This window comes from Corallococcus sp. AB045 (assembly GCF_003668895.1).
Lineage (GTDB): Bacteria > Myxococcota > Myxococcia > Myxococcales > Myxococcaceae > Corallococcus > Corallococcus coralloides.
Genome location: NZ_RAWN01000010.1, coordinates 77915 through 88601 on the forward strand (window position 1 = coordinate 77915; position 10687 = coordinate 88601).

Annotated in this window: 9 protein-coding genes; all 9 read right to left on the minus strand. The window is 68.7% G+C overall.

Going from position 1 to position 10687, the window contains the following annotated elements; genetic code table 11:
- Nucleotides 1-88 precede the first annotated feature (88 nt).
- Nucleotides 89-784 (minus strand): Tfp pilus assembly protein FimT/FimU, encoded by a 696-nt coding sequence (locus tag D7Y21_RS04255; protein ID WP_120562067.1) that lies wholly within the window; start codon nt 782-784, stop codon nt 89-91.
- Nucleotides 781-2013, minus strand: a complete 1233-nt coding sequence (locus tag D7Y21_RS04260; RefSeq protein WP_121711419.1) for a PilW family protein — start codon at nt 2011-2013, stop codon at nt 781-783. The genes D7Y21_RS04255 and D7Y21_RS04260 overlap by 4 nt, the downstream gene beginning before the upstream one ends.
- A complete protein-coding gene (locus D7Y21_RS04265; protein ID WP_120562065.1) occupies nt 2010-2519 on the minus strand; it encodes a prepilin-type N-terminal cleavage/methylation domain-containing protein in 510 nt (169 codons plus the stop codon). The genes D7Y21_RS04260 and D7Y21_RS04265 overlap by 4 nt, the downstream gene beginning before the upstream one ends.
- On the minus strand, nt 2516-6904 hold the full coding sequence (locus D7Y21_RS04270; RefSeq protein ID WP_121711421.1) for a DUF4114 domain-containing protein: 4389 nt from the start codon (nt 6902-6904) through the stop codon (nt 2516-2518). Before D7Y21_RS04270 ends, D7Y21_RS04265 begins: the two co-directional genes overlap by 4 nt.
- Nucleotides 6904-7356 (minus strand): c-type cytochrome, encoded by a 453-nt coding sequence (locus tag D7Y21_RS04275; RefSeq protein WP_120562063.1) that lies wholly within the window; start codon nt 7354-7356, stop codon nt 6904-6906. The genes D7Y21_RS04270 and D7Y21_RS04275 overlap by 1 nt, the downstream gene beginning before the upstream one ends.
- Nucleotides 7357-7382: 26 nt before the next feature.
- Nucleotides 7383-8084, minus strand: coding sequence for a hypothetical protein (locus D7Y21_RS04280; RefSeq protein ID WP_120562062.1), 702 nt, complete (start codon nt 8082-8084; stop codon nt 7383-7385).
- 191 nt (nt 8085-8275) lie between these two features.
- The gene (locus tag D7Y21_RS04285; RefSeq protein ID WP_120562061.1) at nt 8276-8593 is read right to left on the minus strand and encodes a hypothetical protein; all 318 of its coding nucleotides are present in this window, start codon (nt 8591-8593) and stop codon (nt 8276-8278) included.
- 59 nt (nt 8594-8652) lie between these two features.
- Nucleotides 8653-8982, minus strand: coding sequence for a cytochrome c (locus D7Y21_RS04290; protein WP_120562060.1), 330 nt, complete (start codon nt 8980-8982; stop codon nt 8653-8655).
- Between the two features lie 42 nt (nt 8983-9024).
- On the minus strand, nt 9025-10674 hold the full coding sequence (locus D7Y21_RS04295; RefSeq protein WP_370038091.1) for a hypothetical protein: 1650 nt from the start codon (nt 10672-10674) through the stop codon (nt 9025-9027).
- Nucleotides 10675-10687: the final 13 nt, after the last annotated feature.

The following is a 10687-nucleotide window of genomic DNA, read 5'->3' on the forward strand; positions in this document are numbered from 1 at the left end:
TCCATGGGGACAGCGGGACGGCGGCTGGGCGGGGAGGCTCACGCGCGCCCGGGACACGGGAAGGTCCCCAGGCGCGCGGCGGGCCCGCTCAGGGCTCGTTGCAGGCGTTCGCCAGCCGGAGGTCCTTCCGGGTGGCGTCCGTGGTGGTAGCGGCCACCGAGTCGCAATCCATCACGCTGGACAGGCCCGTCAGCGGCTCCACCATCAGCACGCTCTTGGGGCGGCCGGAGGTGAACCGGAACTGGATCTGGTGGTCCTTCGGCGCCGCGGCGGCGACGAGGGCGGCCTGGCCCAGCTGCCCCTGCATGCAGTCCATCTTGTTCAACGCCGGCCGGCCGGAACCCGGCAGGAAGCACAGGTTGTTGATGTCCGCCGCGCTCATGCTGTCCGGGATGACGATGTCCGGCCCCGTGGTGCTGCAGCAGTCGGGCATGTCGCGGCAGGTCGTGGCCACGCAGGCCGTGCTGGGACACTGGTTCATGGACCACTGGTCCGGGTTGGCCAGGTCATCGCCGCACTTCAGCTGTTCCCAGCGAGCCACGGTGCGCCGCGTGCCATCCGGCAGGTCGACGTCTTTCTCCACCACGATGCGCACGGGCTGGTTGGTGCTGATGGCCAGCTGGCGCGCTCGCAGCGCGCCCGACCACAGCTCGCGCGTGGCCATGCTCTCGCGCTGCCCGCCAATGCGCCCCTGCAGCCCTCCCACCGCCAGGGCGATGAAGACGGACACCACCGCCAGCGCGGTCAGTATCTCCAACAACGTCATGCCACGCGTCTGCTTCATGGAGTCACCGGAGCCGAAACGGGCCGGGTCAGGCCCACGGTCATGTTGCGCGCCGCGACGCGGAACGTGTAGCGACGGCGCGTGTAGCCGTCCTTCGCCTGGCCCTCTTCATCCGTGCCCGTGGTGTCCGCGTCGCGGTTGATGCGCCGCGTGCGGATGACCAGCGTCACCTCCAGCTCACGCACCCGCTGGCGGAGGCGCTTGATGACCTCTTCCTTCGTGGTCGCGGCCGGAAGAGGACCTCCCCCGAAGGCGAGGTCGTCCGTCTTGCAAGAGCCCAGGGTGTACTTGCCCACGTCGCAGTCGGAGATGGCCGGATGCGGGGCGCCCGGGGCCGCCGGGTTCTCGCCGGGATACCAGTCCAGCGTGTTCAGGGGATTGGCGAGATTGACGACGCCCTCGCGCACGGTGAGCTGCTCCACGTCACGGCTCAACACCGACCAGTCCTCCTGGTTCGGGGCGCGGTACTCCAGGGTGGGGATGCCGCCCATCCAGTTCACCCGGTAGGCCGCGCCGCTCAGCCGCAGGGCCACCCAGTTCTCGACGTCCCCGGACGCCTTCGTCCACAGGTCCTTGCCGGCGCAGACATCCGAGCGCGGCACCTCGGGGGTCGGCCCCTTGATGACGAGCTTCCCGGAGGACTCCTGCACGCTGTCCACCAGGACGGGACAGGCCTTCTTGTTGCCGCCGCTGGCGATAACGGCCAGCGTAGGGGTGGCGGGATCCGCCAGCGCCGTCGAGGGATTCGGGCGCGTGCAGAAGGTGCCCGCCGTGGTGGTCTCCTCCTCGCGGATCCGCGACAGCGTGTCGCAGGTCCTCAGGGTGAGCATCCCGTTCGTGTCCCCCCAGTAGAGCTGGAGGGCGTCCGACGCCGGGAACCCCACGGGCGGCGGCGCGTAGTCCGTCGGGTCCGCGCCCAGCGTGGTCCCGATGCCCGTCGTCAGGTCCGGCTTGGACCAGACCGTGATGGCCGAGCGCTCGTCGTCGTTCGCGAAGGAGATGGGCGTGTTGCCCATGCCGGTGCCCGCGCGGGACACGTCCAGCGTGATCTGATCCTTCACGGCCCGCCCGGTGACCTGGGCGGTCATCGTCTGTTCCTCGAACAGGGCGCGCTTCTGCATCTGGGCGCCCACCACCAGCCCCGTGGTGAGCACGATGACCCCAATGGCGCTGGCGATCATCACTTCAAGGAGCGTGAAGCCCCGGTTGCGCAAGGAGGACGGTTTCATGGCGCCATTCGACTCTGGAGGACCACCATCTGCTGGCCCTCGCGGATGCCCGGCTCATCCCAGGCCACGGAGACCCGCACGTTCACGAGCGTGCCCGTCGTGGCCCCCACGAGCGGGCGGGTGATGGCCGGCTCGCCCGCCTTGCCATCCTCGATGCTGCCGGGGACCACGGAGTTGTCCACGTCCACGGTCACCGTGTACTTGCGCGCGACGATGTTCGGATCCGTGGGAGCCGTCTCCCGCTGGAACCCCTCCGACGTCTGGTACACGTCGAAGGTTTCGTTCGACGCCGTCTCGCACGTCACCGAACCCTGGCAGCCCCGCTGAAGGATGTTCTCCAGGGTCTGCTCCGCGATGATCTGCGCCTGGTTGGCGGTCAGGGTCCGGCGATTGGAGCGGGTCGTCTGGCTCACCACGGTCATCGCCGCCGCGACTCCCAGCAGCATGACGGCCATGGTGGCCATGACTTCCAGCAGGGTGACACCCCGTGAGGCGCGCTGCTTCATTGCGGCAGTCTCCCGTCAGGCAGCGGTTCCCACAACATGATCTGCGAGCGCGGCACGCCGCTCGTGCCCGCCTTGTTGTTCCAGTCCTCTCCGCCCTTGACCTTCATCTTACCCGTGGCCGTGAGCACGAAGAGGTGCTCGTCGTGGACCACCGGCGCGGAGATGGCGTGGCCGTCCAGCTCGGTCGCCCCACCACCGACAAGCGCGCCGCTCGACTGGCTGGCCATGTAGGCCTCACCCTTCGCGTCCGCGTTCAGGCTGCAGATGTCCGCCGCCGTGCCCACCGCGGTCGCCGCGTAGATGTTGTCCGAGCTGAGCGCCACGCCGCCCCACAGCTTCTGGCCCGGGCTCATCTTCTGCACCCACAGGGGCTTGAGCTCCGTGCACCCGTTCTTGCCCGTGGGGTCCGTGTCCTCGAAGGCGAGCAGGTGGTACTGGTACGTGGGGTTCTGGGGGTTCTGGACATCCGGGAGGTAGCCGTCCGTGTACTTGTCGGGGCTGTCGCTGGTGCCGAAGTAGAAGCGCACCGCCGGGCCCGCATCCGTCGCGACCAGCTTCACCGCGATGTTGGAGTAGAGCTCCTGCAGGTCCAGCTGCGTCTGGCTCGCATCCGCGCGGCCCTCCAGCGCGGACGCCGCGTGGGCCACCATGCACTTCTGCACCTGGCTGCCCAGCTTCCGCGAGGTGTTCACGTCCTTGAGGTTGACGCGCCACACGCTGCCGGCCGTGGTGGGCACGTACAGGACGTCGTAGGAGCCGTCCTGGTCCAGGTCCAGCATCGCTGTCTCCGCCGCGATGCCCGAGCCCTGCTCGAAGGTGACGACGCCCGCGTACTTGCCGCTTCCGTACTCGAGCGGCTTCCCCGTCTTCATGTCGAGGATGTAGACGGCGCCCGCGCGCGCCTCGCCCGGGTCGTAGTCGGTGCCCACCACCGCCACCCAGCGCCGGTCCTTGTCCTGCGCGGAGCCCCAGGAGATGCGCCCCACCGAAGGCGCGTGCCGGGAGCCCGAGTTGTCCGGCAGCTTCACGGTGCCGGTCTTGTCGTCCTTCACGGCCTGGGTGAAGGCGGACGTCACCTCCGTGTTCGCCAGGCTGAACTCCCACATGGGCAGCGGGTACCGGTCCGTCTTCGAGGGATCCGTGATGTCCAGCGCGAAGACCACCGGGCTGGTCTTGCCCGTGGCGGAGACGAGCACCGTCTTGGCACCCTGCTGCTTCTGCGCCGTGGCCGCGGGCGTCCAGGTGTACTTGATGTTGTCGTTCCAGTCGTTGCGGTCACCCAGGTCCACGTTGGCGATGCTGGGCGAAGCGTCCATCTGCGGCTTGGGCAGGGTGCCCGAGCCGCGGAAGCGCACGTACTGGTTGCGGTACTGATCCAGCATCAGGAAGGGCATGTAGGCGAACTCTTCCTTGCCGGTCCCGTACTCGCGGATCGCCTTGGTCTTGTCGGCAGGGCACGTCTTCGGCAGGAAGTAGCCGCGGAACTGGGCCTCCCCCACGCAGTCGTCGTTCAGGGCGTTGCGGAACTCACCCGCGTCGAAGGCGTGCAGCACGCCCGACATCGTCCCCACGAAGGCCTTGGTGCTGCGCTCCTGGAGGGGCGTCATGAAGTTCTTGCGGTAGGTGTCGCGCTCGGTGCCCTTCGCGTTCTGGTACCAGTTGTCCTGGTACGGGGGCACCGCCACCGCCACGGTGGAGAGGTTGATGCCGCCGAAGGCCCAGGGGCGGAACGTCGAGGTCCGCTTGTTGTCGTACCCGTACAACCAGTCGACGAGGAACTGGCGGTCGCTGTAGGGGTTGGCGGCGGGATCCGTCTGCGTGGCGACGCTGCAGGTGCCGTCGTTGTTCATGTCGTACAGGTAGCGGCCGTCAATCTCGCTGTACGTGTTGCAGTAGGAGGAAGGCAGCAGCGTGTTGCCCAACGCGGCCACGTCACTGACCTCCGTGCGGACCCCCGAGCCGTTCGTCGTGTAGAGCTTGCGAGCGGAGCCGGCCAGCGACAGCGCCATCACGCGGCCGGATTCCCAGCGCAGCTTCGGGTCGGTCTTGGCGACCCCCGGCTCGTAGAGCGACTGCATGTACAGGCGGCCGCGGATGGTGAAGTCCTTGGCGTCGTCATAGGCGCGCGTGCCGGCCGCGGGCAGGCTGCCCTCGGTGGCGCTCCAGCCCTTGCCCCAGTTCTGGCCCGGCGTTTCGTTCACGCCCCAGACCGCGACGTTGCCCAGGGTGCTGGGGCTGGAGCGCGCGTAGGAGCCGGAGCGCACCGCCTGGTAGCCGATGTCGACCTCGTCGATGATGGGACGGCACAGCTCGCTGGGGCTGCTGATGTCCACCTTCCAGCACAGCTGCGACCCGGTGAGGCCCAGCGCCAGGATGTCGATCTCCACCTCCTGGTCGGGGTACTGCTTGTCGTTGTTGAGCGGCACCGGCACCCACGCGGGGTTTTCGTTCTTCTCGTAGATGCCCGCGGCGTTCAGCGTGCGGCAGTCCACGGCGATGGAATAGGTGATGGTGGGCTTCACGCTGCTCGCGGTGCAGGCACCCGCGACCTCTTCGGTCCAGCAGGGCGCCTTCGTGCAGGCTGGGGCGGGCTTGCAGGCCGGATCCTCCACCATGTTGCAGGAGGACTTGGTGCGGATGTTCGTGGGCGGGTTGCCCGGGGTCGCGTACGGGGCGACGTCGTCCTGGCGGCGGAAGCGGACCTTGGTGATGGTGAATTCCGGGCCCAGCTTGCCCTTGGCCGGATCGTCGGTCATGACGTCAGAGGTGATGGTGGTGGACTTGGCGCCACCGCCGTTCTCCTTGTTGATCATGAACACGATGTCGTTGAAGTCGCGGTCACCGCCGCCGTTGAGGTCCTCGAAGCCGAGGATCCACCGGAAGGGGTCCGTGGTGGGCGCGCCCACGATGACGTGGGGCATGAAGTTCATGCTGGCCATGGCAGCGGCCTTCTCCGGGTCGGTGATGTCCTTACCCGGAACCGGCACGACCACGCCCTCCATGGGCATCTTCAGGTTCTTGTAGGCAGGCGAGTCCAGGCGCTTGAGCGTGTCATTCTCCAGCCAGCCGCAGGCCTTCTTGACCGGGCTCGTGCCGTCAATCTTGCAGGCGGACCCGTCCGTGGGGGAGTTGCAGCTCTCGGAGTACTTGCAGCCGATGTTGCGCTCCGCCACCACGTTGTTCGTGGGCGCCTTGAAGTTCTGGTCCAGGTTCCAGGTGGCCTTGGAGAAGAACACGGAGACGGACGTCTGCAGGTGCAACAGGCACTTGCCGTCCTCGAGGGGGTTGCCCGTATAGGGCTGGCGCTTGAGGCAGGGGGCGACCGTGTCGTTGTCCGTGTTGTGGCGGGCCTCGTAGTAGACGACGGCGAAGAAGATGATCTCCTTGCCACCCGCGACGAGGCCCAGGTTCACCCGGCGGTCGCCGGTGTTGATCTTCTCGTAGTTGTCCTTGTCCGCGGCGTACTGGTCCTTTTCTGACTTCGGCGCATCGTTAGGGGGCTTGATGGGCGCGGGGAGCTTGATGCCCCGGAAGTCATACTGGGAGACGTTGTAGTCGGGCACGCCGTTGAAGGTGTCGTCGGCGTCCGCGACGGGACCCAGGTTGCGCGTGACGGTATGGTCGCTGTCGTCGTCCACGAGCAGGTAGACCATTCTTCCAATGCCCAGGTTGCCGTTCTCCGGCACTTTCGGCTCGAGCAGGTTGGGGATGTAGTTGAACAGCCCCCGGTCGCCCTGCGCGTCGTTGACGTCGTTGACGCCCACCCAGTCCGTGGCGATGTTGAATTCGGCGGAGTGCCCGCGGCCCGGGCGCGCGTCCGTGACGTCGTCGTCGTGGCGGAAGGTGCTGCCGCAGGCGCCCATCGCCAGCTCGGGCTCGTTGTACTTCTTGCCCCCGGACGTGAAGGTGTTGTTGCAGCGCCGCGACAGGCCCACGTACTTGATGGGCAGGACGGTGTCGTCGTCCGGCGTCAGGTTGTAGATGGCCTCGTGCAGGTCGAGGATGCCGTTGTCGTTCAGGTCGACCAGCTCGTGGGTGTCCTTGTCCGCGTAGCCCCGCTTCACCACGTCTTCCATGTACATGTAGCCGAGCGAGTGCGACGCGCCGGCGGACTCGTACACGTAGTCGATGGTGACCGTCTGGTCGAACGGGAAGATGATGTTCTCTGAGTCCAGCTTCTTGAGGTTGGTGTTGAGCTGGAGCCGGCCGTCCTTGCGCAGGAGGATGGTGTCGTTGGCGACGGTGAGGCCGTCAGGGCCCAGCTTGAAGGCGCCCTGCTTGTCGTTGGACAGGTCGTCCTGGCAGAGCTGCTGCGCGTGGACCAGCGAGGGCGTCGCGACCGCCAGCACCAGCGCCGTGAGGGTTCGTTGAAAGAGCGTGCGCATCACTGCTTCCCCTGGTTCTTCGGCTGGGACTTCGCCTTCGCTTCGGCCTCGGCCTTGTCACGCGCCTTGCGTGCCGCCACCTGCTCCGTCATCTGCTTGCGCAGCATCATCCGGCGGGGGGGCGCGGGGGCCACCACCACGGTGGACAGGTAGCTGGTGAGGGCGTCCAGCTCGTCGCGGGGCAGCAGGCGCGTGTCGCAGTCCGTCTTCGGGTTGATCATGTGGGGGGACTGCACCCACGTGCGGACCTCCACCAGGGTCTTCTTGTCCAGCACCTGGTCCATGTAGGGACCCACGGGCTTGCGCACGCCGAGCGGCCCCACCGGCTGCTTCTCCGTCGGGGTCCTGGCTTGGTGGCATTGTGCGCAGGCCTTGTTGAAGGCCACCGCGCCTCGGTCCTGGGCGCTGGCGAGCACCGGCAGCAGGAGCAGCAGGGGAATCAGGCGTTTCATGGGGGGGCTCGTGGGAGAAGACGAGGTCACGGAAGGGTGATGGTGGTTCCCGCGGGCGCCTTCTGGTCCGTGGGATTGTTGTAGGTCATGTCCGGGCCGCAGCCCTTGGTGATGCAGCCGGGCGCGAAGATGGATTCGCCAATCGCGTTGGTGACCAGCGCCTGGACCATGGAGCGCGTCGGACGGCGGCCGTTCTCCATGGTCACCTCGCCCACGGCGAGGACCCACAGCTGGCGGTTGCTGTCGACGGTGTTCTGGTCGTCATCCAGGTCATCCCGGATGAAGACGCGGTAGCGCACGTTGCGCTGCTCCGGGAAGTCCACGCCCACGGGGACTTCAGACGCGCTCAGGTTGGTCGTGGTCACCGTGTACGGGTTCCATCCGTCCTCCGGTCCGGGCAGCAGCTCGTACCAGGGGGGATTGGCGGCGGCCAGCGCGGGGATGTCGGCCACCGGAGCGACCCCTCCCAGGGCGGCGGACAGGCCCATCGTGGCGTTGTTCCCGTTGTTGTTCAGCAGCAGGCGCACCGTCTCGCGCCCTTCGGCGAGGCCCGCCTCGGCGGCGAAGAACGCCTGCTTCTGGCGGCGGGTGTCCGCCTGGGTGTCGGCCTCGCGGCCCACCACGCTGTAGCTGAGCATCACCGCCATCGTCACGACCGCGACCACGCCCAGCGCGAGCAGGAGCGTGAAGCCACGGGACTGACGGCGGGGAGTTGGGCGACGCACCATCGGGGGCTCCTTCACGTACCCCTGGGGGGAGGTACGGCTTGGGAGCCAATGAACAGCAAGCTTCGTGCCGGGAATTCCGGCGCTCAACCCGCCGGAATAAGGGATGTCCGTGAGGCGGGGGGGTGCCGTCTGACGTCAGGGGGCTGCGCAAACTTTGCGAGCCCCCTCATTCTTGCGAGGTAGCCCGAGCCTCAGCGCTGGCCGCCGCGCACGGCAGCGCGCAGGCGGAGCATGTCGTCCAGGACACCGGGGTCCACCAGCTCCAGGGCGGCCTTCTGGGAGAGGGCGCGGGTCTGCCGGCGGTACTCCTCTTCGTCCTCCTCGCCGCCCTTGCCGCCGTCGCTGCCGCCCTTGCCACCGCCCTTGCCGTCGCCGCCCTTGGGCATCAGCGCCACCGGCTGGGAGACGCCCGGCTCCAGGCGGGGGAAGGCATTGGCGTCGGCGCGCACCGACGTGAAGAGGCTGACCATGGACAGGCAGAACACGATGGCGACGGTGAGGGTCTTCATGGCGGCTCCAATTCTCCCAATCCCCACGACGCCCGGGCGCGGAGGGTTATTCACGAGCGCTACTCCTTCGCCTTGAAGGTGCGGATGTATCGCACCAGGGCGTCCAGCTGCTCCGGGGTGAGCCGGTCCTTGTAGGCCTTCATCTTGGGGTTGTGGGACGAACCGTTGGCGATGACGTCTCGCAGTTCGGTGTCCGACTCCGCCTTCTGCCAGGCGGCCCGGCTCATGTCGGGGATGGACTCCTTCTGGCCCATGCGCGTCTGGGCGCGGCCGTCCGGACCGTGGCAGTTCTTGCAGCTCTTGTCCCAGAGGGCGGCGGCGTCCTCGGCGTGGGAAACGGCCGGGGCGCACAGCAGGAGGGTGGACAGCAGGCACCACCGCGAGGTCATGCACGGTCTCCGAGGGAGGGGGACGCCAGTATAGCCACGCGCTCAGGAACCGGCGCGGGGCCAGAAGGGCGCGGTGGGGCGGTTGGGAGGCTGGAGCCAGACGGACTCCAGGAAGCGCACCGCGTTCTGATCCGCCCGGTCGTTCCGGGTGAACGCCGCCTGTGCGCTCGTGAGCACCGCCAGCGTCGCGAGCCCCGCCACCCAGGCCGCTGGCGGAGGCGTGCGTCCGGCCGCGTCCCGGAGCAGCGCTCCGAAGACGGACGCCGCCACGGTGACGAGCGCCGCGAGCAGCACCGCGCCCGCCAGGGACGTGGGCAGGCCCAGCCAGGCGAGCAGGTTGGGCGGGTGGTAGCCGTCCAGGAGCAGCGGCCGGGCCAGCGCGAGCACGGGGGTGGAGACGTCGTCGGGGATGTAGTTGACGAAGGTGGCCAGCCCCGTGACGAGCACGGACGCCGCGCACAGCATGGCCGCGATGCCGGACAGCACCGGCCGGCCGGCGCCGCGCAGCCGCTCCAGCACCAGGCCCGCGGGCAGCAGCAGGAAGGGCACCAGCCCCGTGAGGTGCCGGGGCCCTGTCGTCCAGCCCCACGAGTCGTAGGTGAACGACGAGGTGAAGTACGTGTAGCCGGCGAGCGTGGCCGCGGACATCCAGAAGAGGGCGCGTCCTTCCGCGGACGTCCGGCCCAGGCGCTTGAGCAGCGCGAGTCCGGGCAGCGCGAGCAAGAGGAACGGCGACAGGGTGAAGAGGCCCCGCAGCGGGGAGAAGAACGACAGCGTGAAGGCGCGCGGATCCGGCGTGCGGATGCCCAGGAAGCCGCCCAGGTGCCACGGCTGGTAGGCCGCGTCGTTGAGGTGCTTGTAGCCCGTCTCCAGCGGGTGCCCGAAGGTGGCCTGGTGGTAGAGCCCCAGCGCCACGATGAAGGGCAGCGCGCCCAGCACGGCGAGCCCCGTGGCCCGGCCCAGCTTCTTCAGCCGCGCGGCCCAGGGCTCCGGCGTGCCCAGCACGGTGAGCACGGCGTAGAGGATGAGGCCCAGCACGCCCAGCGCGCCGGTGTACTCGGCGGCGACGGTGGCGCCCGCGCACGCGCCGGCCACGACGTAGCCGCGCTCGCGCCAATCGCCGCGCGACAGCTTCCAGAGCGCGTAGAAGCCCGCGAAGAGCAGCACCGCCGTCGTCTGGTGGCTCATGAAGAGCAGCGAGTAGCTGAACGCGAGCGAGCCCAGCGCGTACGTCACCGTGACGCCGTCCGCGACGACGGGCGACAGGAACGCGCGCAGGAAGCGGCGCACCAGCCACAGCAGCCCCAGCGTGGGCAGCACCGTGAGGAAGAGGCGGCTGAAGAAGACGAGCGGCACCTCCGGCACGGCGTAGCGGTGGCTGCCGCCAATGACTCTCAGGCCCGCGTACACGGGCACCGCGGCGAAGGACAGGAGCGGCGCCTTGGACGGGTAGTAGCGCCCGTCCATCACGGACAGGTCGCCCACCGGACCGTAGTCGCGCAGGGCGCGGTTGATCTCCAGCGTCCCGTCCTCCACCAGGGCGCGCGTCTGCCACAGCCGGCACAGCTCGTTGGGCGAGCGCAGACCCGGGTGGTACGGGAAGAGGACCACGTAGAGCGCCACGACCGTGGCCCACACCGCTCTGGGCAGTCCCGCGGCGCGGGGCGCGGGCGCCACGGTGGGGGGCGCCAGGGCCGCGTCGGAG

Excerpts from the sequence above, each read along its gene's own strand:
- D7Y21_RS04265 (WP_120562065.1), bottom strand. The coding sequence starts at position 2,519 with ATGAAGCAGCGCGCCTCACGGGGTGTCACCCTGCTGGAAGTCATGGCC.
- D7Y21_RS04275 (WP_120562063.1), bottom strand. The coding sequence starts at position 7,356 with ATGAAACGCCTGATTCCCCTGCTGCTCCTGCTGCCGGTGCTCGCCAGC.
- D7Y21_RS04285 (WP_120562061.1), bottom strand. The coding sequence starts at position 8,593 with ATGAAGACCCTCACCGTCGCCATCGTGTTCTGCCTGTCCATGGTCAGC.
- D7Y21_RS04260 (WP_121711419.1), bottom strand. The coding sequence starts at position 2,013 with ATGAAACCGTCCTCCTTGCGCAACCGGGGCTTCACGCTCCTTGAAGTG.
- D7Y21_RS04290 (WP_120562060.1), bottom strand. The coding sequence starts at position 8,982 with ATGACCTCGCGGTGGTGCCTGCTGTCCACCCTCCTGCTGTGCGCCCCG.
- D7Y21_RS04255 (WP_120562067.1), bottom strand. The coding sequence starts at position 784 with ATGAAGCAGACGCGTGGCATGACGTTGTTGGAGATACTGACCGCGCTG.
- D7Y21_RS04280 (WP_120562062.1), bottom strand. The coding sequence starts at position 8,084 with ATGGTGCGTCGCCCAACTCCCCGCCGTCAGTCCCGTGGCTTCACGCTC.
- D7Y21_RS04270 (WP_121711421.1), bottom strand. The coding sequence starts at position 6,904 with ATGCGCACGCTCTTTCAACGAACCCTCACGGCGCTGGTGCTGGCGGTC.